The following is a 25,027-nucleotide window of genomic DNA, read 5'->3' as shown; positions in this document are numbered from 1 at the left end:
CGAGGAGCAGTTGTCGATGTCACTGTCGTTCCATTGGTTTCTGCCCACCTACGGCGATTCGCGTGGCCTGATCGCCGGTGGTCACGGCACTTCGATGTCCGGTGACCGGCCGGCATCGCTGCGCTACCTCAACCAAATCGGCGCGGCAGCCGAGGACAACGGTTTCGAGGCGGTCCTCACCCCGACCGGCGCGTGGTGCGAGGATGCCTGGCTGACCACCGCCATGCTCGTCGAAACCACCGAAACGCTGAAGTTCCTGGTGGCGTTTCGCCCCGGACTGGTCAGCCCGACGCTGGCCGCGCAGATGGCCGGGACCTACCAGCGTCACTCCCGCGGCCGCCTGCTGCTGAATGTGGTGACCGGCGGCGAACCACACGAACAACAGGCCTACGGCGACTTCCTCGATAAAGAACAGCGCTACGCCCGCACCGCCGAATTCCTGCACGTGGTGCGCGAACTGTGGGAGTCCCGCGAGCCGATCAGCTTCGAGGGCACCCACATTCAGATCCGCGACGCCCTGCTCAACAACCATCCGGACCCGATCCCACCGGTCTTCTTCGGTGGCTCCTCCGGACCCGCCGGACCCGTCGCGGCCCGCTATGCCGACACCTACCTCACATGGGGCGAACCACCCGCCGCGGTGGGCAAGAAACTCGATTGGATCCGCGGACTCGCCGTCGCCGAAGGCCGAGAGCTCAGCTACGGCCTACGCATTCACGTCATCAGCCGCGACACCTCCGAAGCGGCCTGGGCCGTGGCCGATCGGCTGCTGTCCGGCCTCGACCCGGCCGAAATAGCCCGCGTGCAAGCCAGTCTCGCGCGCAGCGAATCCGAAGGCCAGCGCCGAATGCTGGACCTGCACGGTGGCCGCACCGATCGTCTGGAGATCGCGCCGAACCTGTGGGCGGGCGTCGGTTTGGTCCGCGGCGGGGCCGGCACCGCACTGGTCGGCTCACACGAAGAGGTCGCCGACCGCTTGATCGAGTACGCCGACCTCGGCATCACCCACTTCATCCTCTCCGGCTACCCACACATCGAAGAGGCCTACTGGTTCGGCGAGGGCGTGCTACCCATCCTGGAACGCCGCGGCCGATGGGCGCACCCCCACCGCACCGAATCCACCCCTGTAGCAACGCCTTTCGCAACTGCTACGCACTAGTGGCCCGTCCAGATAGGCTGCTTCGCCATCAGGTCCGGCTGTGCGCCGAGCGCAGTCGAAATGCGGTCCGCCACGCCGTCCGACACCACAATTCGACTGCGCTCGACGGGGAGAATGCCAGACCCGGTTACCGCAGAAGGTAATTGGACGAGGCACTCGTCACCCCGGGGGGTGCTGCCGTCGGTGATTGCCGCGGCGGAGCGGTATGCGACGCCGAGGACGAGGCCCAGTCGGCCGAAGAACTGGTCCGACCAGGGCAGGTCGACATCGGGTCTCGGCTGCGACCCCGGCGGGCTGGCTGGCGCACCAGCGGTCGGGATCGGCGTCGAATACGACCGCGGTGCCATCACCCGATGCGCCCGGCCCGGCGGTTTCTCTGGAGTCTCACCACTGATCCGAACTCACCGGCGCGGAGGGCATTCGCTCGGGGCGGGTTCGCCGCGCAAGCGCCCGTCGATCCAGCCGATCTCCCCGGGGAAGCCGGTGATCAGGGCGATGACGTGCTCACCGGGTTCGGTGCGGTGCACCGCGGGGACGCCGCGCGCGCATTGGGCGCGGTAGAGATCGTCGCCGTTTTGCTGCGGGATCCAGATGTCGCTGGCGGCGTGATAGATGTAGAGCGGCGCACCCGACTTACGGTCGGTCAGGCTGAGCTGCCCGAAGATCCGATCGGCGATTTCGCTGGTCAGCGGGTTGCTGACATTGGCAGCGGCATCGATGGGAACGCCGACCACGCCGAGCGGGCCATTGCTGTCACCGCAGGTGTCCTTGATGGGTGAGGTCGCCGCCCACTGCGCCAGATGATTCATATAGCCGAGAGTCGCCGGATGCTCCCGGCCCATCGCCAGCGCGACTACCAGCAGAATGCCGGATGCGGAGTTGCCGTTGAAGCGGCCGGCGACCATTCGATAGTCGGTCACGAGCCCACCCATGGCCGCCCCGACCAGCACACCCGACAATTCCGGCGCGTACTCGTCGAGCAGCATTGCGGCCGCATACGATGCGATCGCGCCACCGGAATACCCGGTTAGCGTGAAACGGCTGCCCGTGAACTCCGTCGGCAGCACGTTGCGCACCGCGCGAATGGAATCCAGCACCACATGCCCGGCGACCTTCGGTTCGGCGTAGGCCATCCATGGCCCCTCGTGATCGGGAATCAGCACCGCGTAGCCGCGGCTGAGGCCCCAGGCCGTGTTCGGCGGAAACAGATCCCCCGCGTTGAACTTGCTGTGCAATCCGTGCGCCATCGCGTAGCTCGGCGTGCAGCTGAGCCCGAGCGAATTGATCGGCACGGCGTTCACCAATACCGGCCGATCCCCCGGACCCGTCCATGCGGCGGCGGGAATCACCAAGGTCGCGGTGCCGAAGGATGGCACGCCGGAGGCGTCCGTCGTCCGGAACTTCAGCAGGATCGCACGCTGAATCGGCACGATCGCCAGCAGCGCAGAAGTCGCTGTCACATCTCGCCACTCGACGATATCGCCGGGCGCGAGACGATCGAGCCCATCCGGCCACTCGTCGAACATCCGATCCCCCGACGGCGCGGACCGCACCGCTTGCCACAACGCCGCCAAGTCCGCGGGCAACGCACCGGATGGCGGTGATGCGGCGGGCCGGAGCGATGGCGCCGGGATGTGGGCATCGATCCACCGCTGCAGGTCGGACGGGCCGGGCGACACCGGCGCGGCCGGGCCTTCGGTCGGGTCGGCATGCGCGGGCGCCGGCCCCACCAGCAGCGAGCAACCCACCATGCTCGCGACGACGACAGCTCGGAAAATCGACATCTGCCACCTCCCGGATTCGACACCGCCCGACGAAGGCCAGACTATGTCGCAGCGGAACAACACCTGGGATCTATTCGAACTTGTCACGACTGAGCCGGCCCGACACGCTGGTCGCACCCAAAATTCCGAAAATCACTGGTGCACAAGCAGGCTCGAACGAACAACGACGCTGCCGCCGCCTCCGATCCCCTGCAGTTCTCACAGACAAGGGTCAGCCGCGTATCGTTCTTGGTGCAGTGGTCCGCGATGACCTATGCCCCGGCACTAGGAAGCTCATGGACATCGTAAGAGCGCCGCAGCCGCAATACCGGCAGGCACGCCTCGCCGACATCGAAGATATCGCGGCCATCGAGGCCGCGGTGTTCGCCGAGCCGTACCTGTATCTGATGCTGCGACAGCTGTACGACCTGCACGGATCCGACTGGCTGGTTGCCGAGCTGGACGGCAGGGTGATCGGTTATGCGCTGACGCTCCACAAGGCGGGCCGCGCCCTCCTGTTCACGTTCGCGGTGGTCGAGCAGTACCAGGGCAAAGGCTACGGTCGTGCCCTGCTCGACCACATGCTGCAGCAATGTCGTACAGATGGGGCCGACGTGGTTTACCTGACCGTGCGCCCCGACAACCAGCCTGCGGCGGCCTTGTTCAAGCAGGCCGGGTTCGAATTCGTCGAACATGACGACCAGTATTTCGGGCCAGGTGAACCGCGAGGCATATTCGAGTACCGATTGCGGAGCCGACACCTGGACTCGTGAGCCGCGGAATCAGCTGTCGTGCCATTGTTCGGCGGCACCTCCGACGCCATCGGGATGGCGGTCATCGATGCTGTGATCGACATTTGTTGCGACCCAATGTCATTGAGCCGTCGATGCCGCCTCGAAAGTACTCCGTCCAGGATTGACACATCAACATCAGAATTTGCTCAAATCTCAACTAGAACCTGTTACAGTCTGCCGATTCGAGGCACTCTCCTACGCCTCACATCGGAAGGTTTCGCTCATGTACGACCGACGCCCCTCGGCCAACACCGGCGTTCGCCAAGGGATGAATCGCCGGAAATTCTTGGCGGGCACTGCAATTGCCGCCGGGGCGATGACGCTCAGCCCGGCCGCGTGGACCGCCAAGGCGTCGGCGGCACCCATCGGCAACGGGGATCACGTGCCGAATCTGATCATCGGCAGCGGCTACGGCGGCGCGGTCGCCGCGCTGCGCTTGTGTCAGGCGGGCAAGCAGGTGGCGATGATCGAGATGGGCCAGAACTGGACCACACCCGGTTCGGACGGAAAAGTCTTCTGCACCATGCTCGATCCGGACGAGCGCTCGTATTGGTTCCGAACCAGGACCGAGCAGCCGGTCAGCCATTTCGTCGGGGCGGATATCAACCGAGACATCAGCCCGAGTGACGCCGGTGTGCTCGATTCGGAGCATTTCGCGGCGACGCGGGTGTATCAGGGTCGCGGCGTGGGCGGCGGCTCGCTGGTCAACGGCGGTATGGCTCCGCTGCCGAAACAGGACTATTTCCAACAGATCCTGCCATCGGTCGACGCGACGACGATGTACTCCACCTACTTTCCGCGCGCGCAGGCCGCGCTCGGCGTCAACAATGTCGATTCGGCCTGGTTCGAATCCGCCGAATGCTACAAATACGCGCGGGTCAGTCGCACAACCGCCAATAACGCAGGCTACACAACAACATTCGTGCCCAATGTCTACGACTTCAGCTACATGCAGAAGGAGCAGGCGAATACCGTCACTCGCTCGGCGCTGGCCGGTGAAGTCATCTACGGCAACAACTACGGAAAGCGCTCACTCGACAAGACCTATCTGGCGGTGGCCGCCGCGACCGGCAAACTGAGCATCTCCCCGCTGCACAAGGTCACCAGCGTGGCACCGGCCGCGAGCGGTTACACGGTGGTCATCACGCAGATCGACGTGCTCGGCAATACGGTGGCGACCAAGACGGTCACTGCGGACAAGGTCTTCTTCGCGGCGGGCAGCGTCGGCACAAGCAAGCTGCTCGTCACCATGAAGGCGCTGGGCAAGCTGCCCAACCTCGCCGATTCGGTCGGCGGGGGCTGGGGCAATAACGGCAATGTGATGGTCGGCCGGGCCGGACTGGATTTGACCGGCGCGCTCCAATCCGCGATTCCCTGCATGGGCATCGACAACTGGGCCGATGCGAACGGTCCGGTATTCGCCGAAATCGCCCCGTTCCCAACGAGTACCGAGAACGGCGTGAACCTCTATCTGGCGATCACCAAGAACCCCAACCGCGCCAAGTTCACCTACAACTCGTCCACCGGCGGGGTAGATCTGTCCTGGCAGGCGTCGTACACCCAACCCTCGATCGATGCGGCGAAACGCGTATTCGATGCCATCAATTCCAAGGCGGGCACGATTTATCGGTCCGATCTGTTCGGCGTCTACAAGGTCTGGGGCGACGACTTCGTCTACCACCCCCTCGGCGGCTGCCTGCTCGGACAGGCCACCGATAACTACGGCCGCCTCAACGGATACTCCGGGCTGTATGTCATCGATGGCTCGCTGATTCCGGGCAACACCGGCGTCAACCCATTCCTGACGATTACCGGCCTCGCGGAACGCAATATCGAAAAGATCATCGCCACCGACCTGGCATGACACTGGGCCGGTCCATGCAGGGTCGGTCAGCCTCTTTCCCCGTCCGGATCGGGCCATGCGTCATCGATCGGCCAGCCCGCGGCCTGCAAATGCGCTCGGACGCGGGCGATATCGGATTCGAGTGGCATCTCATTGGTCAGTTTGGTGATGAGCACGCCGATATCGACCCGGTCGGCCGGTATGGCGCCCTGCTCGATCAGCGCGTCCGCCACCTGCCGCACATCCGCTTCGGGCAGTCGCCGCGAGAGCAGGGCCAGCAGCGGCACATAGTCCGGATCCGGCACGCCGTGCGGATATCCGGCCCGCAACCACGCGACGATTCTGGTGAGGAGATCGGATAGGGCCATAGGAGGTATCAGGCGTCGGAGGGGTGTGCCAGCGGCCACCCCACGGCGGCGAGCCGGGCAGCGACCCGATTCACATCATCCTCGCCCGGCTTCTCGTGCGCGAGCTTGCCGATTGCGTCCTGGACCTGACCACGGTCGATCACGCCATCGGTATCCGCTGCGATCAACTGTTCGACAACCTCACCGACCTCGTCCTCGGTCAGCTTGCGGTGCAGCACGGCGAACAACGCGACGTAGTCCTCGGGTGGGACGCCGTGCGGATACCCGGCACGCAGCCAGTTCAGGACCGATCCGAGTATGGATGCTTTGGATGTCATGGGTTCACTTCTTGGGAGGTTTGGCGCCGAACAGCTGGATGTCGAAGGTGTGGCTGAGGAAATCCTTTGCGATATAAAGGATTCCGAGGACCACCGCGACGATGACAATCGCGAAGCAGAGGTACGCGACGACTTGCGCGGCTTGGTTGCGCGCACCGGCACCGTCGGCGGTGGCGGGCTCCATCGACCAGAGCCGAATCCCGGTCGCGAAGATCACCGGTAACCCGGTCCCGAGCAGGACGGCGATCAGAGTCACCTCGCCCAGCGACTTGGCGATAGCGGTGATTGTATCCATGAATCCAACCTCCTCAGACCGACGCGCCGGCCTTGGCCTCGACGTTGGACGCAGGCGTGTGCCCACCCTCCCATTCGTCATTGACATTGCTGGTGTCGACCGGATTGCGTCGCGACCGCAGGTACATGTAGGCCGACATCGCGATCAGGATCGCGAAGTCGATCAGCACGCCGCCAAGGCCGCCGACCAGATCGGCGATCCACCAGCACACCGCGCCGACCAGACCCGCGAGCGGGAGCGTGAACAGCCACGCGACAACCATCCGGCCCATAACACCCCAGCGCACCTCCGCGCCCGGCTTGCCGAGCCCGGTACCGAGGATCGAACCGGTCGCGGTCTGCGTCGTCGAGAGCGGAAGTCCGAACTGCGCGGACGTGAGAATAATTGCAGCCGAGGATGATTCGGCCGCGAACCCCTGCGGCGGATCGAGCTCGACCAAACCCTTGCCGAGGGTGCGGATTATGCGCCAGCCGCCGAGGTAGGTGCCCGCGGCGATCGCCACCGCACAACAGATCTTGACCCACAATGGAATCGCGTCGCTATTGGTGAATGTGCCGTGCGCGACAAGCGCCATGAAGATGACGCCCATCGTCTTCTGCGCATCATTCGTACCGTGCGCGAGCGAGACGAGCGCGGCGGATCCGATCTGCCCCCAACGGAACCCGTCGTTCACCTTCTTCTCGACCGATCGACGCGTAAGCCGATAGACCAGGAACGTGCCGAGCCCGGCCACGAGTGCGGCAACGAACGGCGCCAACAGCGCGGGCACCAGGATCTTGCTGATCAGACCCGTCTTCTCATTCCCGGTCCAGATCACCCCGCCGGTCCCCAGCGCAGCCACCGCCGCACCGATGAGACCACCGAACAGCGCATGCGAGGAACTCGACGGAAGGCCGAACAGCCAGGTGAACAGATTCCATAGAATCCCACCGACCAGACCCGCGAACACGATGTGCAGCAACTCCATATGGTGCACATTGTTGATATTCAGCAGCCCACCCGACACGGTCTTGGCAACCTCGACCGATAGGAAGGCTCCGATCAGATTGAGTACGGCAGACATACCAACCGCTACCCGCGGGCTGAGCGCACCGGTAGCGATCGAGGTCGCCATGGCATTGGCGGTATCGTGAAAACCGTTGGTGAAATCGAACGCCAACGCGGTCACTATCACGATCAAAAGCACGATCAGTTCAGCGCTCACCCAGCCATTTTCATGCGCGCGCATCCCGGCTGCTACAGCTGAGCGATCTGTTCACCCATTATTTAGCCGACCAAAAGAAGCCGGACAGGTGGCACCACCCATCGGGCCATCAGCGGGTGCCGCGATCACGACGACGGGTTTACCGGCCTCGGCGTGCCGGACGACAGGTGCCGTGCGCCATCCTCCACCGTTCCGCCGCTGTCCGAACAAAACTTCACCGCGGCGGCTCGGCTGTCGGATACGACGTGGATCACGTTGCGTCGCGGACCTTTTGCACAGCGGAATCGAAGAGGCTTTCGAAGGTCTCGTCGTCCGACTTTTCGGTCAGGTTCTCCGCGTGCATGGCGATCGTCATGCCACCGATGACGGCGTACGCGGTGTAGGAGCTGGTCGTGACCGGGTTGCCGACGACATCGGAGTGGGAGCTCGTATGGTAGGCGATGGCGCCGATTCCGTTGAGTTCACCTGGCAGCGGCAGAGTTTCGATGGTCACCGTGGTGTTGGTGAGCCGTTTGCCCACCACCGAGGTGGTCAGAGTCATCTGCTGGCAGCGGTTGGTGACATCGGAGATCTTGCCGAGATCGGCGGCGGTGTCGGAAATGATCTCGGTGAAAACGGTGCCGTCGGCCGTCTGCGCGCCGGTGAAGGACGCATTGCGCATCAGCTCTTGCAACTGCGCGGCCAGATCCTGCTGTACGCCAGCGCATTCCGCCGGTGTCACGGTGACCGGGCCGTTGTTGTTCGCGGTGCCGTTCACATTGCCGAACCCCGCTGCCACCTTGTCCCGCGGTAGCTCGACATGCATTGCACCGGAAGGGAATTCCTGCGAACCGAGCAGCAGACTGTTGCCTGCGCTCGTCGTAGCCGAGCGGCCGCCATCGCTTGCGCATCCGGCGCTCAGCAATACCGCACACGCGGCTGCGACCGTCCACCACAGGTGCTTCGAATGTGTCTTGATCATGACAATGAGCTCCCTCAGCGGTTCGGGTCGAATGGTTCGGTGCCGAGCACGAGCGCGAGTCCGGCAATGCCGGAATGTGTTCGGGCGTAAGTGAGTTCGTGACTGATATCGCCGATGTTGTTGACGACGGGCAGCGCGAACCCCAGCGTCGACAGGGTGCCGAGGGCGCGGCCTGCACGATCGAGGAAGGCGCTGCCGCTGTCGCCCGGAATCCCGGGAGTCGGGGAATTCAGCGCGTGGCTCCAGCCTTCGTCGGCCGGAACGGCGGCCCGGCTGATGCCGGTCTGCGGGGACAGTCCGGCAAGCCCGCCGCGCAGGCTCGAGTTGCCGTAGCTGTAAACACGCTCCCCGGCGTTCGCACCGGTGGTGTTGATATCGACTGGGCCACCCCAATACGGCAGGCTCGGGTTGACCTCGGCCGCATCCTCGGGAGCGAGCTTCACCAACGCGAAGTCGTTGTAGGCGCAGGTATTTCGATCCTTTTCGCCTGCTGCCTGCATCGTCAGCCAACTGCTGTAGACGAGTTCACCCGTGGCGATGACCTCACCGTTGGACATCGGTGTCCCCGCGCGGTTGATGGTCACCGGTGTGCCGAGCGGCAGGCTGGCGGCGCTGCAGCCGTTGGTCTCGTTGCTTTCCCCGGTACTCGCGCAGTGCGCGGCCTGGCCGAGATAGACATTGCCGGAATCGTCGACGAATACGTAGTTCGCGGTGCACTGCCCCGAGCCCTGCGTGTAGGTCTGCACTCCGGGCTTGATGGCGGCCGATGTGGCCGACGCCCATGGGTGCCCCGCCTTGTCAGCGGGGACGGTTATCCCGGCGGCACCGCCAGCAGATGGCTGCGTCGACACCGGTGATGCGTTGTCACCCCCGGATCCGCTGCCACATCCGGCGACCAGAAGGGCGCCGGTGGCGACCAGAGCAACGGATGCGGGAATTGCGAATGCGCGGCGAATACTGAACGGTTGCATAGGGATACGGCTCCTTTGTGTCGCGGTGGGGTTACTGCGCGGGTGTCTGGGTGTGTGGCGCGCGCAGCAAGGCGCCGAGGGCAGCGACGGCAACGATGACTGCGACCGCGATCAGCGAGGCGGACAGACCGTCGATGAACGCCGACCGAACCGCCCCCGCCAGCACCTCCCCTTGCGGACCGAGACGGGCCGCGACCTGCAACCCTGCGGCCGCCGAGGATTCGACCGCATGCGCGGCCTCGGGCGGAACCTGGTCGAGCGCGGGCAGCGACGATTTGTAGTGGCTGCTGAACACCGAACCCATCAAGGCGATTCCGACCGCTGCGCCGACTTCGCGCGTGGCATCGTTCATCGCCGAGGCAACTCCCTGCTGGTCGGCGCGCAACGACCCGACGATGACCGCGGTACCGGCCGCACTCGTCAGTCCGATGCCGAGACCGGCGACGACCAGGCCGCCGAGGAAGGGCAAGTACCCGGAGTCGGTGTGCAGGAACGACAGCGCGAACAGACCGCCCGCGAGCAGCAACAGCCCGACGCTCAGCACGGCCTTGATGCCGACGCTCTTGGTCAACCTGGGCGTGAGAGCACTGACCGGCATGACCACAACGGCGATCGGGATCAGCGCAACCGCACTCTTCAGAGCGCTGTAGCCGAGAATCAACTGCAGGTACTGCAAGCCGACGAAGAAGAACCCGAATACCGCCATGAACTGGACCAGGATGGTGACCGCTCCGGCCCGGAAGCCGCGGATGCCGAACAGTCGTGGGTCCAGCAGCGCATGGTGGTTGCGGAATCCGAGGAATGCGTAGCCGGCCAGCGCGACGGCGGAGACGACGAAGCTGCAGATCACCTTGCCGCTGGTCCAGCCGGCCTCGCTGCCCTCGATGATCCCGTATACCAGCGCGCCGATCGCGACCGCGCTGGTCCACGCGCCCGGATGGTCGAGTTGGCGGCGTTCTTCGTCACGCGTGTTGGGCGCCAACGCCATTGCCAGCAGACCACCGAGCACCGCGACGGCGGCGCTGGCGACGAAAATCGAACGCCAACTCCATATTTCGAGCAGTCCACCGGCTGCGAGGAGCCCGATAATGGCACCGGCCGCAGCGAAACCGGACCACACCGCAACTCCACGATCGCGCTGGGTAGGCGGAAAAGCCGCGGTGATCGTCGACAGTGTGCCCGGCATGATCATCGCCGCACCGATGCCCATGACGACGCGCCAGGCGATGAGTGTGCTGGTCGTATCGGCGAATGCCGCGGCAACCGAGCCGACGGCGAAGACCACGGCGCCTGCGATCAGGACATTGCGGCGGCCGAGCCGATCGCCGAGCGCACCGATCGGCAGCACCAACGCGGCCAGCGCGACGGTGTAGCCGTCGGCGATCCACGTCAGCGCGGTCGTCGAGGCCGACAGGTCCATTGCCAGATCCGGCATGGCCAAGTTGACCGCCGAGACCGACGCGACGACGAGCACCAGGCACGTGCACATCGCCACGAGAATCCCGCCGGTTCCGGCGCGACCGGCCGCGATCGCGGCCGATTCGCTGTCCAATGCTGATCCACTCATCGTTACTCCTGGTAAACCGACCTTTCGGGGCCGGTAATCGGGTCGGTCGAAACTCTGACTCTGCGTCGGCGCAGTGCGGCAGTTACTGCGCGAAGGTGTGCCGCAACACTTCTATTGACGATATCGTCAGTCATGAGCACACTGTCAGTCAAGAGTGATGACTAAAACGTCATCAATGACCGTCACCACACTGGAGTCCCGAATGTTCCGTCGACGATCGACAGAAATCACCCAATCCGATCGACCGACCGCGCCACGCTCACGGAAGCTGCGAACCGTCCTCGTGAGCCTGGGCGTCGTCACCGCGCTCGCCGCGGCAGGCGTCGGGTCGGCCGAGATCTATTACCGGCACGAAACGCAACGCTGTGTCGCCGCACAGGTGGAAAACGATCTCGGATCCGACGTCGCCGTGCATTTCGGCCCGAAACCACTGCTGATCACCCGGTTCGACAACCGGATCCCCTACGTCATCGTCGGCAGCGACGACGCCCGCTTCGGCCCCGCAGTGGATATGCGGGTGCACGCGCGATTGAACGACATCGAACTCAGCGACGGCGGCCGCAGCGCCGCCGTCGGCAACAGCACCGCCGATGCCACCTGGAGCAATGACGGCATCGCGAAAACGTTGCGCGGCTTGGTATCCGGAGTCACCTCGGACCCGAGCACCGGCACCATCGACGTCACCGCGCTCGGCGGTCTGGCCCACCTCCAGCTGCGTCCATACGTCGTCGATCACAAGATCCGCATCGACACCGTCTCCACCCGCGGCATTCCAACCGACCTGACCGGAAACGTCATCGACATCATCACCGAAAGCCTGCAGAGCTACCCGCTGAATCTGCAGGCCGAGGAACTGAAAGTCACCGGAACCGGCATCACGGTCCACCTCACCGGCGGCCACACCACCTTGGAAGCGAACTCGGACAGCTGCTGATCATGCCCCGAACAACCCGAGCACATGTGGCTATCGTGTGACCTCGCCCCAGATCAGTTTGGCGAGTTGGTCGCGGTCGGCGGCGTCGAGTTTGGTGCAGGCCCGGTAGATGTGGCCTTCGACGGTGCGTACCGAAACGAACAGCCGCTCGGCGATCTCGCGGTTGGACAGCCCACGCGCGATGAGGGCGGTGATCTCGCGTTCGCGGTCGGTGATCGGCAAGGGGCGGGCAGCGGATGCGATGGCGGGGGTGGTCGCTCCGTCGCACCGGGCGGCGAGGTCGAGGGCGCGGGCCGCGGCTTGGGCGCTGAGTCGGCGTTGGCCTGCATGGTCATGGATCGGTACCGCTTGCGCGGCTGCGTCGGCAGCTGCCAGTAGTAGTCCGGCGCTTTCGAATTCGACACTGACCGCGGAAAGCGCTTGTGTGTCGGAGCTTTCGAAGGCGGCGGCGTGGCGAGCGTAGATCGCCACTACCGGCCCTTGCACGCGGTCGGCTAGTGCGGCCAGCCGTGCGGCGAGGGTCCGGTCGCCGAATCGGGTGGCGTGGTGCATCGCTTCGGCTTCCAATGCGTACTGGCCCGCGGTGTGGGCGATGGCTGCTGCCTGGCGGGCGAGTTCGACCGCGGAATGCTGACTGCCGGAGCCCGCCGCCAGCCATGCGCGGGCGATCATGCGTTGCGGTTCGTGCAGGGCCAGGTGCGGTCCGGTGTATTCTTCGGCCTCGCCGAGGACACGTTCGGCTTGTTGGGAGTCGCCAAGCGCCGCATAGGCGCGGGCCAGAATCAGCTGCGCCGGTAGTTTCCACGGGAGTGAGGTTTCGGCGTTGAGTGCGGCCAGGGCTTGCTCGAATGAGGTGATCGCCTCGCGGAAGCGGCCACGGTAGGTAGCTACGACACCGCCCGCGATTTTGGCGATTGCCCAGCCGAGAAACTGTGCGGCGGAGGAGAACTCGCTGTATTCGGTGGCCCGCTGCTCGGCGAGGTCGAGTTCGCCGATGATTGTCAGTGACAGCACGTCGCCGTAGCGCACCATGACCCGGATCATGCCGTCGGTGGTTTTCTGCTGCGCCCGGCTGCGGGCCGCGATCGGTGCGAAGTCGGCGCCGCGCCCGGCGACCGGCATCGCCAGGCCGAGAGCGAACGCGGCCCAGTCGACGGCTTGTTTCGGGGAGCTCGCGTCGGCGAGCACAGATTCGGCGCCCTGGATGCCGACAGCGATTTTGTTCTCGTGTATCGCCATGGTCGCGTTCACGGCATCGATGATGAGGCGCAGAGCGGGATGCTCGACGCGGTCGCCCAGCAGATCCATTATCTCGTGGCCGCGTTCGACATCGCCCACACACCAGAACAAAAGGCTGGCGCGCGGAACACCCCATTGGACGAGTTGCAGTTGATCGAGGTGGTCGGGATCGAAGTCGGCGAGAATCTTGTCGGCTTCCTGCGGTCGGCCCTGCCACAGCAGGGCGCGGGAGAGTACTTCGGCCGCGGGCAGCCCGCCGCCGCGCTCGCATGCCGCGTGCGCGAGGCGTTCGCCCAGCGGCAGATTGGACAGGGCGACAGCGTCTTTGGCGGCGGTGATCAACAGGTCGTTGTCGATGGGCTGGGCGCTGTCGACGCACAGTTGTGCCAGTCTGATGCGGTGTGCAGCGGTATTCATCTCCTGCTCGCGCAGCCGCTCGACGATACGGCCCCGCCGCTTGCGGGCAGCGGCGGTGCCGATTCGGCGGCGCACCACGTCACCGAGCAGCGGGTGGCTGAAGCAGGCGCTGACAGACCAGCCGTCGCGGCTGGTTCGTATCAGGCCGGAGACCTCGGCGGCGTCCACGGCGTCCTCGCCCACGAGGTCGGTGAGGACGTCGATGTCGAGTGGCTCATAGAGGGCCAGCATCTTCAAGGTCTCCAGGACCGGCTCGCCCACCCGGGCGAGCCGGCCGTCGAGCAGATCCACCAGCCCGGCGGGCACCGCGGCGGGTCCTCGTAGTTGCCAGACCCCGTTGACTTCGGTCAGGGTGCCCGCCTCGACGGCGCCTTCGACCATATTGCGCAGGAAGAGGGGGTTTCCGCCCGATGACTCCCACATGACATCGGCGCTGAGGCCTTCCAGGGTGCCGCGCAGGACGGTCTCGACGAGAGCGACGCACTGCCGTTTGGTCAGTGGTTCCAGTTCGACGCGTTGGAGGTAGCCGTCTTTCCACAGGGAAGTGACCGCATCGGGGACGGGTTCGCCGGTGCGGACGGTGGCCACGATAGGAGCAGCGCGGTCGACGGCGATCTGGTGCAGCAGGGTCGCGGAGAGCTGGTCGAGCAGGTACGCGTCGTCGACGCCGATCACGGTGTCTTGCTGGATGAGTAGGTTTTCCCTGGCCGAGCAGAGCAGAGCGATGGGATCGCGAGACGCAGTCGGGGCGACCCACGGCGCGAACACACCCAAGGGAATCGCCTGGGACGACTCGGTACAGGCCGCCCACCGGACGGGGGTGCCCAGTGCCGAGGTCACGAGCCGGGCGAGGGTGGTCTTGCCGACTCCGGCGGCACCGACGAGTACCACACCGCCGACATCGCCGCTCGTCAACGCCGTGCGAACGGCCTCGTATTCGACGGGACGATCGAGCAGTTGCCAGCGCTCCCCCATGAGCAACAATTCTAGATCTTGCCCGCCCGTGCTGCGATGGGTTTTCGCTGGCGAGCGCCCTGCCTCGGTACCGCCCCGGACTCCTGCCACCGATGGCGCGGCGGTCATTGTGGAAGTTGGTCGGGGGTGGGTTCGAGGCGGGGGGCGTTGTTGACGTTGTGCCGGTAGTTGCTCGATGCTTCGTAGACGCGCTGCTTGAGCCGGTTGATCGAGCCCAGTGGCCGGTGGGCATCCAGACCGCGCCAGGAATTGAACGACAACACGTCGTCACCGAAGGCGCGCCGTTGCGGGGTGAAGGGGTCCTGGCGGTCGAAGCGGATGGTCGCCACCGTCCGGTGCGGTGATTCGGCTTCGGGCCAGTCGACGGTGGCGTCCTCGATCGGCATGGTGTCGAGGTCGGTGCACAGCTGCACGCGCAGCTCGTATTCGGCGCTGTGGCAGGCGAAAAAGTCGACGACCATGTCCTGATGGGCGTTGATGCCGGCGTCGTGGCCCACCGATTGCCCTGTCAAGGCACTGACTTCCGGTGAAACCGGCGTGTACAGGATCTTGGCGATGTAGTCGCCATAGCGCAGGGGCGCCGAGGAATAGAACGTTTCGCCCAGGATGTGGGTGTTGGGCCGGACGAACACGCCCAGGTTGGGGGGCAGGGGACGTCCGATACGCCGCAACACGTGCGCGTCGAGCGCGGAAAGGACGGTACTGCCCGTGTGCAGGACGGGATCGGGCAACCGGGCCAGCACCCACGCGGTGGGCATTCCCGTGGTGTAGTAGGCGTGGGCGTCGGCGAACAGGAATTCACGGTGGGTGACCATGATGAAGTCCTGGGTGGTGGCCTCGTCGCCGGGCAGTGCGCGTGGCCCGTCCACGCCGAGCACCTTGATTCCCAGCCCACGCACGCCGCGCAGCTGGTCGCTGCGGATTACGCCGGAGGTACTCGACAGCCGGGCGACGACCGGATAGGAGGCCGGGGTGGCGAACAAGCCCTGGGCCAGTTCCGGTGGCAGGCCGGGGTGAACGGTGAGTTCGCCGCGCAGGATGCCGTGACTCTTGGCGTGCGCGTCGCGCAGCCCGTGCTTGTGCTTGCGATAGGCGCGTTCGTTGTTGCTGCGCAGCACCGCGATGATCTTGTCGATGTCGCGTTCTTCGTCGGGCCGTGGCCGTTCCAGGTCATCGCGGTAGCGAAGATAGGAGCGGGTGGTCGTGCGCGGTGCAGTCAGGTCGGTCATCGCGGTCGTTTCCTTTCCGGCTCACGCAGCGGGCCGACGCTGCGCCACGGAGCGAACGGGTTGGCGACACCGTCGAGCGCGGGCGCCAAAGTGGGAAAGTGACGCAGCAGCACGCTGCGCATGGTGTTGTCGCGTACCCACGCCATGCCGGACTCGGTGTAGATCTCGGGACGGAAGTCGGTGGTGAAGAACCGGTCACCCGACAACCGCCGCGAGGCCATCAGTACGAACACGCGGAATGCGGTGTCGCTGAAACCGAATCCGGGCGGTTTGGGCTCGGCGTAGAGCCCGACCATGAGATCGACATCTTCCACATCGCCGTAGACCCGCTCGAGTTCACGCGCCCACACCGCGTTGTCGGTCAACTCGTCGAACGAGGTGGCAGGTCGCAGGCGCAGTTGGCGGCGGAACTCGTTGTAGCGCGGTACTCCTCGTTCACGCACCCGCAGGATGTCCACGGTCGCGAGATCCATCAGCGGGTGGCCGGGGCGGGCGAGTTGCTGCAGGTGGACCGGATAGTTGTGCAGGGTCAGCGCACCGGGGTTGGCGCGGCCGAACGAGTAGAACAACGTGTCCATCGTTGTCTCGGCCAGACGCTCGCGGATGTGGGCGACCCCCAGATCGGGTAACTGATGCTCGGCGACGACACTGTCGTCGGCCAGGCTGCGGACCACGAAGTCGTCGGGGATGAGGGGATGCATCCGGTACACGGCGACGAATTCCTCGGTCAGCGAATACGGGACGCCGTGGTCATCGGTGGCGGATCCGGGTATGCCACACAACACTTCGTTGCCGCTGAGGCGACCGAACCGGCGAGCGATCCCCTCCCCGAGGACGCCGAACCAGTTGGCGCGCATTGCGGCGACGGTGGTGGGGTGGGCGATGATGGCCGGTGTCCAGTCGATGGTGTGGATCTTGGCGATCAATGCCGCGTTGACCAGACGGGCGGTGTCGTAGAGCTGCTCGTCGCTCATATCGGGGTAGCGGCGGGCCAGGCGCTCGCAGATCGCGTTGTGTTCGCGCATGAACAGCGAATGCAACAGAGCGAGTCCGACCCAGGCGTTGGCGGCTGGGCCGGACAGGTCCAGCAGGCCCTCCACATCCAGCGGCGGTAGTCCCGATTCGTCGATCTGGAGGCGCCCTTTCTCCCCGGTCCGTAGCGCTGCGGCGAATTTCGGTGTGCTGCCATAGATCTGGGAGGCATCCCACCAATGGGATTCCTGGGTCGTGTAAGTCGGGGGGTCGTCGGGTTCGGGACTGGGGACGGTGGGGGTGCGCGGAATCGTCATGGGCGGCACCGGCCACGGATCCAGATCGGTCAGCGGAATCGTCCAGGGCTCGGTATCGCTATCACCGTGGCTGAGCCAATCGTGGACCTCGAACTGAATCCAGGCCGCCGCCAGCAGATTCAACGTGGTAGCCGGCTGAAATCGGTCGCGGGTCAACAGATCTCGGCTGATCAGCCGCGGGTTGGGTTCCATTATCCGGTCGGAAGCTTCCGGGTAGGTGTATTCCAGCGGGATGTTGCGACCGAACCGGCAGCCGACCGAACCCGTGCGGGGCTCGGCGAGAGTGTTGTAGGTCCCGTCGACGGTTCGTGCGCGCAGGTGTTCGCCGGCAGCAGACTCGTCGGTGGGCAACGGTCCGTCCGGATGAGGACCGGTGTCGAAGAGATTCTCGGCGCGCAGGCGGCTGCGCAAGCCGACGAGGACGGCCAATCCCAGCGGCGAGGGCAACCTGAACCACCCGACACCGCGATCGAGCGCCTCGGCGACCGCGACCAACAGCCGGGTGACAGGCGGCAGGCGCCGCGACGACGGTGGATTGGTCACCGGCGGTGGAATTGTCGACTTTTCGCTGACCATGACGAACCTCCACGTGGCTGGCGCGAGCTGTGACGCGCCAAGATCGAATTCGAATGCCAGTCTCCGGGGCGACCGGACACCAGTCGCGAGTAGTCGACTACGCCAAACCCGGTCGTCGCGGCAGAAGTGCCGATCCCTCGGGACCGCGACACTGTTCTGCAGCGACGACCCAACCGCACGGGCGAGCCGTTCGGTTCCGAGCAATCCGGGCTCTTACTCCCCGTATGCCGACGACGTCGCGCGGCAGCGGGTGCCGACGCCCTCAATCGGGTAGCGCGGTACGCGCGCTGACCGGCCGCAGTTGGACAACGCTGTCTTCGATGGTGCTGCCGGACAGCGGGAGGATCCCGGCAACTGCGAGAAAGGGGAGCTCGGGTGATCACTCCGATTGAAATCAAGGTCAACCTCGACGGCGACGTCGCGGCGGCACTGACCCGGCTGGAGTGCACGGGCCGGCCGGCGATCGACCGTCGCATCTGGTTCGCGGAGCCCCGTCCCACCGGTCTCCACACAGCGCCGACACTGCTGTCGAGCCGAATCGTCATTCGGTTACGCAGCGGTGAGAACGACGACCTGACCGTCAAACTGCGCCCCTGCCTGCCATCGCAATTGGTCGGCAGATGGACCACCTCCTTCACCGACGACGCACTGCGGTACCGCATCGAAGAAGACTGGAACGCGGAACGCCGCGTCCTGTCCGCCTCGGCAGTCAGTGACCGACCGGCCGGATCCCTGCACGACGCGACGATGCTCGGCGCCGATGTCACCACCGTCCTGGACACCGCCCAGCGCCAACTCCTGGTGAGCTGCACACCTCCGGGGGTAGCAGTCGACCGCCTCGTGGCCATGGGCCCCATCGCGTCGACGAAGTGGACGAAGGTGCGCGTGGGGGATCTGCACGTCGATGCCGAACGCTGGACCATCGCCGACCTCGATCTGCTCGAGCTGTCCCTGAGAATCACTCCCGAACACGGTGAGTCACACACCGAGGTGCGAAACCGCGCCCTCCGCCGACAACGCAAATTCGAGGCCGCGGTACGTCGACGTGGTCTGCACATCGCGACCGGTGATACCAAGACGCAGCAGGTGCTCGCCGCGTTGACAGCGCGTTCGATCCGCCGGTGATCCTTGGCCGGGCAACCCATTGGAGCCACTCCCGCAGCTATCGGATGCCGACCAGCCTTGGTGACGGCGTCGAGTTGGGGCGGTCCGTCGAGTATCGCGCTGCTTCGGTTCCGTCAGCAGGTGGCGGGTGCGGGCTCGCCGAGAATCCGGGCGTTCAGCCAGGGCAGCACCTCGGGGGCACCGATCACCGCGGCCGACAGATGCTCGAACGCGGGCACTTGCAGCGTCTGCAGCCGCACCCCGGCCGCACACCAGCGGCTGTCGACATGGTCGATCGCTTCGATCGGAATCAGGGGGTCGGTCGGCGAATGCCATTCGAACATCGGTATTTCCGGCACCCCATCGTAGAATTCCAGACTGTTCTCCCGCAACACCGCCCGAGCTTCCGGGAGGGCAGCAGTCGGGGAGCTGGCGAGGTATTCGCGGGCGCTGCCGCCGACACCGGTGACGAGGATCTGGTTGGTGCAGCTGTTGGCCATGGCGTCCCGGACTGCCAAGCCGCGCTTGTTGAGATACGCGCTGACCGGCATCCGCTGCGGATACTCCCGCTCCAGGCCGATCGCCGCCGCCATGGCCAGCCCGAAGGCCGGATGCGTCTCCATGCCCACCGCCTCCGCCATTATCTCCATGTTCATCGGCGCGCCGCCGATGGCCGCGCCCGCAAGATCCAGTTCCGGCGCGTACGACGGCTGCAGCGCAGCTGCCCATCCGGTAGCCATGCCGCCGCCGGAGTAACCGGCCAGCACCACCCGGCTGTGCTGCACGGCGAGGTCGGGCAGCTGTTTCACCGCGCGGACACCGTCCAATACGATCTGGCCACCCAAACGTGCAGCGCCGAAAGCGAAGTTCGGGCCGAGATGATCCGGCAGCGCGACACTCCAGCCCTGCGCCAGCGCCATGTTCAAAATCGACGCCGTCGTCACCAGATTCGGATCGCCGGCGTACAGCTGGTGCGATATTGCGCAGGCGGTGCCGAGCGCATTGATGAAGTGCTGATAAGACAGCAGCGGCCCGTCGGGCTGATGGCCGATGGGGGTAAGGACCGTGGTGGTCGCCGCGATCGGCGCGCCCTGCGAGTTGGTGGACCGGAATTCGACCAGCGTGACGGTGGCGCCGGGGAAGAGGATCGCGGGCGGCAGCGCCCGCACGTCGAGCACATCACCAGGCCGGTGCGCCGCCAGATCCGCCGGGGCGGCGAAGAACGGGTCCGGATCGGGCTGCGGATACAACGGCTCTGCGGTTGCCGTCGTCGCCAGCAGCAGCCCGAGTGCCACGCTACCGAGCGCACTCAGGACCCGTCCTGAACCACTGCGCCTGCTGCGGAGAAAGCGATGAAACCGACGAGTCACGACCATGACCTCCATGGGTAGTTCACGGCATTCGTTTGACCAGCAAGTCCGAGCTCACGTGCGACCTTATCGGCAAACATTCAGCGATACGCCGAAAATAGCCGATGCGCTGGGAAAATAGCACTGCGTACTGGATAGAGGCAAACTTCAGCGTCGGAGCGGCGAGCTCGTCGAGATCGTGTGCCTGCGACAGCCATTCGGACAGCTGGGACCTTTGCGATCGGTCCATCGCCGCCAGCTCACGACGGAAGTTGGGGCATCGCCGGGCTGACGGCTCGGGCGCGATCGCGGTCGAGGACCATCGAAGTCGCGCTGAAAAAGCTTGGGGTGCGCATGATCTCGGTCGAAGCGACTTCGGCGATGGCCGCCGAGCACCGCCGACGACCAATCCCGAGCAGCCGGATGTGGTCAGAAGCCGCCTGAACAGCAGGAGGCCTCGCAATGCTCACACTGATGACGACTGCCTTGCCCTCGCCAGTGCGGTCACCGGTTCGAGTAAGGCCAGGGCCAGGTTTACCGGTACCTGAAACAGTGGGAAACCGGGCCGGCTCGGAAAGGTCATAGCCGGCCAAGATCGAGGCTGCACTGCCTCGGCAGCCGGGGAAGGCCGGTCGCAGCACCGTTCAACCGCGACGGCTGAATGGGCGACTGTCAGGCGAGGCCATCACCGAGTTGGTAGATGCCTACTGCACTGGTAGCTCCACAATCCAATGCGCGCGCAGTACGGCCTGCCCAAGGGCGGGAAGATCTCCGGAAACATGACGGACAGATGCGGTGCCGGCCGAACTCGGTTTCCGGATCGTTTTCACCATCGGTGGGAAGGGCCGGGCGATGGTCCTGAACGAGTATTGGAATACCGCCTCACCAAGAACTAGCTGCTCGAAATTTGCGTGAACCGATGATCTGGAATCCCGTACCAGGGGCGACCATGCAGACAAATGCCCGCACATCCCCGGGAGATGCGACGAGCGCCGGAGCATCCTATGAGCCGGACGTGCACCTCCGAGTCAACCTGCGCGGAGTGATCCTGGACTTCATAGCACTGGCCAGCGCCGCCGAGCAGTTCATCGAGGACCACAAGACCCACCACTATGTCGACGATGTTTCGGTAGTCCCGGGCAACGGGCGTGGCCTCCCGCGGCTCCCCAACGAGGAGTTATATGTCGGGCCGTAGAACTGAGTAGCCTGCGGGTCCCTGTTCGGTATGGTTGCCGGACCGACCTGATCGATTGCACGTCGGCCCCGGGGGTCAGCAAGGAGTTCGCCGTGGTTACGCCACATCAGCCCGAATCGTTTCCGCCGCAAGGGAATTACCCTAATCCGCAGGGGTACCCGTATCCGCAGCAGCGTCCGGAGTATCCGCCGCCCGGGTTCGGTGCACCGCCTCGGGCGGGTGCCGCACCGCTGGACTGGGTCACCGCGGGGCTGCTCGTACTGTGCGCGATTCTGACGGGAATCTGGCAATTCACCAACAGCTACCTCGATTTCGGTGACCACATCCCCTTCCTGCTCATCGCCGCGATCGCCGTGGTGGCGGCCATCATCCTGGTGACCGGCGCCGGTGCCAAGAACGGGGCTTTCCGTGCACTTGCCGCCCTCGCCGCGGGCGCGCTCTTCGCCCCGGCTCTCTCGTTAGTGATCGGTATCGCGTGGCACGCGGAATACGCCGAGGCCAAAGATTTCGCCCTCGCCATTCCGGCCGCGCTATTCGCCCTGGTCGCGTCGGTGACGGCAATCATCGCGTCGGCCCGGTCGTCCGCGCCACGCACCCCGACCCCGCCGAATCCACCGCAGTGGCAGCAACCAACCCAACAACCACCGGGCCAATACCCGCAGCACCAGTACCCACCGCACTCCTCCTGGCCGCCCAGGTAATCCTTCCCGGACGCCGATTCGGTACCCACCCTCCGGAGTCGGTTCCGATAACGAGATTCACCAACATGCCGAATGCTCGCACATCCTCAGCGATTGCCATAGCACGCGAACCCGCTGACGCGCCAGCGTACGACGCTCACGCATTCGCACACGCGAACGCTCTACTCGTTCAATAACTTCCGGGCGCTGTCCGGATTCGCTGGTTGGGGATTGCGCTGTCCGCCCGGTGTCCGTCGAATGAGGCCTGCCGGTCAGCCAGTCCCTGATCAGAGTCGCGGTCGTTCATCTGTTCTGCTTCTTCGACTTGATCGGCTTCTTCTTTGTCTTCGGCTTGTCATGGTCGGGCTCCCACTCGTAGCCCGCCAGATTCTGCTCACAGTGCCAGTTTTCGACTACGACATCGCCTTGGTCTCGTTCGCACCAGCGTTCCGTCTTGCCGCACGCGGTGAGGCCGAGTCCGGCGGCTACTGCGATTGCCACGGTGATCACAGTGCCGCGGAATCGGGTGTTATGCATTGGGGTTTCTCCGATTTCGGTCGTTGCGTGCAGGTACTGGTCCTCGCCGGCGATCTCGGCGACAGCCGGCCAGGTCGCACGGTTCGACGAAGGAATCGTGGTTGCCCTCATCAGAGTCTGAGCGCATATGAAATCCATTGATCGATCGCCAGTTCGGGCCCCTATCCTCGCCAGTCGGCCTTGTAGGAACCTTAACGATTGGTACGTTGAGAACCGCACGCGCGGGCAAACCGGCCGTGACGGCCGCGATCCGGCCTACCAATTCCGGCACCAGTTGCGATCTGGCCGTGCAACTTTCGTCAGCAGGGCATGCCGGTGAGCCAATTCCCACCCGGCACGCAGATTCGCCTCCATCGGTCCACCGACTCACCGAGCAGAATTGTGTGCCGCCCCTGATGCGCAGCGCTGGTTCGCCAAAACTAACGCAGTACCGACACACCCGCGAGTAAAAGCGGGTAGTCGCAGGTTTGCACAGAATTAACGTAGAGAGCACACGATCGCGACCGACAGCACTCCGTCGGCCACTAAGCTCAATGACACGTCTTCGACACGGACGTCGGCGTCACCGCAAGAGCGGAGCGGCTCGAACGGTTCTCAGCGCCCACAGATACCGATAGACCTTAAGTGCGGCGGGGCACCATCTCCGCCCATCGAGCTGAATCGGAAGTCTGTCCTGAACCCAGCGACAACGCGGAGACCCCATGTCCCACGCCGATCTGAAACCCGCCCGCCACCTGGACGTCCGCATCATGACACCAGGCCAACTCGCCTCCGGCACATCCGCTGAACCAGCGAAACGGTCGCAAAGAATTCCATTATCGGGTGAGAACGAGCCGTCCCGGCAACTCAGCTCGCTCGACGTCCTACTCCTCAATGCCGAATCACCCACCATGCTGCTCCACGTCGGGTCGGTCACGCTGCTGGAACCACCCACCGCAGGTAGCGCACTGGATGTCACGGTACTGCGGCGATTGATCGCGAGCCGACTCCATCTGACCGCACCCCTGAGGTGGCGATTGCGCACCGTCCCGTTCGGTCTGGACCTCCCCTATTGGGAAGACTGCGACGCCATCGACCTCGGATATCACGTGCGCGATACGCGCCTGCCCGAAGATTCCACCGACCAGGCGCTCGCCGAACTCGCCGCCCGCCTGCACGCGCAGCCACTCGACCGAAGTCGACCACTGTGGGAATGCCACCTGATCTCGGGGTTGGCCGATGGCCGTCAAGCCATCTACACCAAGGTGCACCATGCACTGATCGATGGCGTATCCGGCGCGGAGGTCATGGCCGCGCTCTTCGACATCGTGCCCGAGCCCCAGCCGGTGCCGCCACCGCCCGACGGCCTCCGATTGGCACGAACGCCGAAGCCCGCCGAAATACTCGGCCGCGGCATCGCACACACGATGACCCGCCAAGCCGATCGGGTGCGCCTGCCGCTGCGCCTTGGCCCCATGCTGCCGAACGCACTCACCGACATGCCCAAAGTGAATCCCACGCTGCCGGGCAACGGCCCCAATGGCACCGACCGGTCCTTCGCCTTCGTCTCGCTACCGCTCGACACAGTCAAACAGGTCAAGAACAGCTTCGGCGGCACTGTCAACGACGTGGTGATGACATTGTGCACCACCGCATTTCGCCGCTGGCTACTCGACCACGACGCACCGGCCGACGACCCGGTCGTGGCCGCCATCCCGGTATCGGTGCGCACCCAGGAGCAACTCGGCACCGCGGGCAACCAGTTCTCCATCATGCTGTGCGAACTTCCCATCGGCGAACACGACCCACAACACCGCATGAAACTCACCCACGCCGCAATGCTCGCCGCCAAGGACCGCTTCCAAACCACCCCACCAGCCCTGCTGCACTACGCCACCGCGGCCCTACCCCAGATCCTGCACGGCCTGGCCACCCGCCTGCTCCTGCGCGTCGCCGCCCCCGCACTCCCACTGGCAAACATGATCGTCTCCAACGTGCCCGGACCGCAGATGCCCTTGTACGCCGGAGGAATTCAGGTGGCCGGGACCTACCCCATCTCCGTACTCACCGACCTATCGGGCCCACTCAATATCACCGTCATGTCGTACAACGGCCACCTCGACTTCGGCATCCTCGCGTGCACCGACTCCATCCCCGACGTCTGGAACATCGCCACCTACCTCCGAGACGCACTCGCCGAACTAGTTCAATAGCCGCTGCTACCGTCTCCGCAGGTCGACCTCGTGGTCAGCACATGTGTCCTTCCCCGGCCCACGAACGAA

General features: G+C 65.1%; 21 protein-coding genes. 8 read left to right on the top strand and 13 right to left on the bottom strand.

Annotated elements, in window-relative coordinates:
• Positions 1-16: 16 nt before the first annotated feature.
• Entirely contained in the window at positions 17-1,159 is a 1,143-nt protein-coding gene (locus ON44_RS42825) for an LLM class flavin-dependent oxidoreductase (protein WP_040700922.1), read from the top strand.
• 401 nt (positions 1,160-1,560) lie between these two features.
• On the opposite strand, the gene ON44_RS42815 is transcribed toward ON44_RS42825, so the two are convergent.
• Positions 1,561-2,943, bottom strand: a complete 1,383-nt coding sequence (locus tag ON44_RS42815) for a lipase family protein (protein ID WP_040700868.1) — start codon at positions 2,941-2,943, stop codon at positions 1,561-1,563.
• Positions 2,944-3,218: 275 nt separating this feature from the next.
• Between ON44_RS42815 and ON44_RS47560 the strand changes: the two genes are divergently transcribed.
• The gene (locus ON44_RS47560; protein WP_051183303.1) at positions 3,219-3,695 is read left to right on the top strand and encodes a GNAT family N-acetyltransferase; all 477 of its coding nucleotides are present in this window, start codon (positions 3,219-3,221) and stop codon (positions 3,693-3,695) included.
• Positions 3,696-3,939: 244 nt separating this feature from the next.
• On the top strand, positions 3,940-5,580 hold the full coding sequence (locus ON44_RS42805; RefSeq protein ID WP_083898525.1) for a GMC oxidoreductase: 1,641 nt from the start codon (positions 3,940-3,942) through the stop codon (positions 5,578-5,580).
• Positions 5,581-5,606: 26 nt separating this feature from the next.
• On the opposite strand, the gene ON44_RS42800 is transcribed toward ON44_RS42805, so the two are convergent.
• From ON44_RS42800 to ON44_RS42770, 7 genes are all read right to left on the bottom strand, one after another.
• Entirely contained in the window at positions 5,607-5,927 is a 321-nt protein-coding gene (locus tag ON44_RS42800) for a DUF3349 domain-containing protein (protein ID WP_040700867.1), read from the bottom strand.
• An 8-nt stretch (positions 5,928-5,935) separates the two neighbouring features.
• The gene (locus ON44_RS42795; protein ID WP_040700866.1) at positions 5,936-6,244 is read right to left on the bottom strand and encodes a DUF3349 domain-containing protein; all 309 of its coding nucleotides are present in this window, start codon (positions 6,242-6,244) and stop codon (positions 5,936-5,938) included.
• Between the two features lie 4 nt (positions 6,245-6,248).
• Positions 6,249-6,539: a hypothetical protein gene (locus ON44_RS42790; protein ID WP_040700865.1), complete on the bottom strand. Its 291-nt coding sequence runs from the start codon at positions 6,537-6,539 to the stop codon at positions 6,249-6,251.
• A 13-nt stretch (positions 6,540-6,552) separates the two neighbouring features.
• Entirely contained in the window at positions 6,553-7,743 is a 1,191-nt protein-coding gene (locus tag ON44_RS42785; protein ID WP_040700917.1) for an inorganic phosphate transporter, read from the bottom strand.
• Between the two features lie 250 nt (positions 7,744-7,993).
• Positions 7,994-8,704 (bottom strand): hypothetical protein, encoded by a 711-nt coding sequence (locus tag ON44_RS42780; RefSeq protein WP_040700864.1) that lies wholly within the window; start codon positions 8,702-8,704, stop codon positions 7,994-7,996.
• Between the two features lie 14 nt (positions 8,705-8,718).
• The gene (locus ON44_RS42775; protein ID WP_040700862.1) at positions 8,719-9,675 is read right to left on the bottom strand and encodes a hypothetical protein; all 957 of its coding nucleotides are present in this window, start codon (positions 9,673-9,675) and stop codon (positions 8,719-8,721) included.
• A gap of 31 nt (positions 9,676-9,706) precedes the next feature.
• Positions 9,707-11,242: an MFS transporter gene (locus tag ON44_RS42770; protein ID WP_040700859.1), complete on the bottom strand. Its 1,536-nt coding sequence runs from the start codon at positions 11,240-11,242 to the stop codon at positions 9,707-9,709.
• 175 nt (positions 11,243-11,417) lie between these two features.
• Between ON44_RS42770 and ON44_RS42765 the strand changes: the two genes are divergently transcribed.
• Positions 11,418-12,176 (top strand): LmeA family phospholipid-binding protein, encoded by a 759-nt coding sequence (locus tag ON44_RS42765; RefSeq protein ID WP_157187614.1) that lies wholly within the window; start codon positions 11,418-11,420, stop codon positions 12,174-12,176.
• 30 nt (positions 12,177-12,206) lie between these two features.
• Here ON44_RS42765 and ON44_RS42760 read toward each other — a convergent pair whose 3' ends face one another.
• From ON44_RS42760 to ON44_RS42750, 3 genes are all read right to left on the bottom strand, one after another.
• Positions 12,207-14,807: a helix-turn-helix transcriptional regulator gene (locus ON44_RS42760; RefSeq protein WP_040700857.1), complete on the bottom strand. Its 2,601-nt coding sequence runs from the start codon at positions 14,805-14,807 to the stop codon at positions 12,207-12,209.
• Positions 14,808-14,911: 104 nt separating this feature from the next.
• A complete protein-coding gene (locus ON44_RS42755) occupies positions 14,912-16,036 on the bottom strand; it encodes a catalase family protein (protein ID WP_040700854.1) in 1,125 nt (374 codons plus the stop codon).
• Positions 16,033-17,901, bottom strand: coding sequence for a peroxidase family protein (locus ON44_RS42750; protein WP_083898524.1), 1,869 nt, complete (start codon positions 17,899-17,901; stop codon positions 16,033-16,035). Before ON44_RS42750 ends, ON44_RS42755 begins: the two co-directional genes overlap by 4 nt.
• 375 nt (positions 17,902-18,276) lie before the next feature.
• Between ON44_RS42750 and ON44_RS42745 the strand changes: the two genes are divergently transcribed.
• Complete coding sequence (locus ON44_RS42745; RefSeq protein WP_040700851.1) at positions 18,277-19,026, top strand: hypothetical protein; 750 nt, start codon at positions 18,277-18,279, stop codon at positions 19,024-19,026.
• Positions 19,027-19,139: 113 nt separating this feature from the next.
• On the opposite strand, the gene ON44_RS42740 is transcribed toward ON44_RS42745, so the two are convergent.
• Positions 19,140-20,381 carry a lipase family protein gene (locus ON44_RS42740; RefSeq protein ID WP_051183313.1) on the bottom strand — a complete coding sequence of 414 codons (1,242 nt, stop codon included), beginning with the start codon at positions 20,379-20,381 and terminating at the stop codon, positions 19,140-19,142.
• A gap of 988 nt (positions 20,382-21,369) precedes the next feature.
• Here ON44_RS42740 and ON44_RS42730 point away from each other — a divergent pair.
• Both ON44_RS42730 and ON44_RS42725 read left to right on the top strand, forming a co-directional pair.
• Positions 21,370-21,549, top strand: coding sequence for a hypothetical protein (locus ON44_RS42730; protein WP_157187613.1), 180 nt, complete (start codon positions 21,370-21,372; stop codon positions 21,547-21,549).
• 92 nt (positions 21,550-21,641) lie between these two features.
• Positions 21,642-22,250: a hypothetical protein gene (locus tag ON44_RS42725; RefSeq protein ID WP_040700846.1), complete on the top strand. Its 609-nt coding sequence runs from the start codon at positions 21,642-21,644 to the stop codon at positions 22,248-22,250.
• A 282-nt stretch (positions 22,251-22,532) separates the two neighbouring features.
• On the opposite strand, the gene ON44_RS42720 is transcribed toward ON44_RS42725, so the two are convergent.
• Entirely contained in the window at positions 22,533-22,730 is a 198-nt protein-coding gene (locus ON44_RS42720; protein WP_245567551.1) for a hypothetical protein, read from the bottom strand.
• A gap of 737 nt (positions 22,731-23,467) precedes the next feature.
• Between ON44_RS42720 and ON44_RS42715 the strand changes: the two genes are divergently transcribed.
• Entirely contained in the window at positions 23,468-24,958 is a 1,491-nt protein-coding gene (locus ON44_RS42715) for a WS/DGAT/MGAT family O-acyltransferase (protein WP_051183301.1), read from the top strand.
• Positions 24,959-25,027 lie beyond the last annotated feature (69 nt).

It is taken from the genome of Nocardia vinacea NBRC 16497, from assembly GCF_000308835.1.
Taxonomy (GTDB): Bacteria; Actinomycetota; Actinomycetes; order Mycobacteriales; family Mycobacteriaceae; genus Nocardia; species Nocardia vinacea.
The sequence above is the reverse complement of the archived record's forward strand: the minus strand, read 5'-3'. Positions and strand labels throughout refer to the sequence as shown.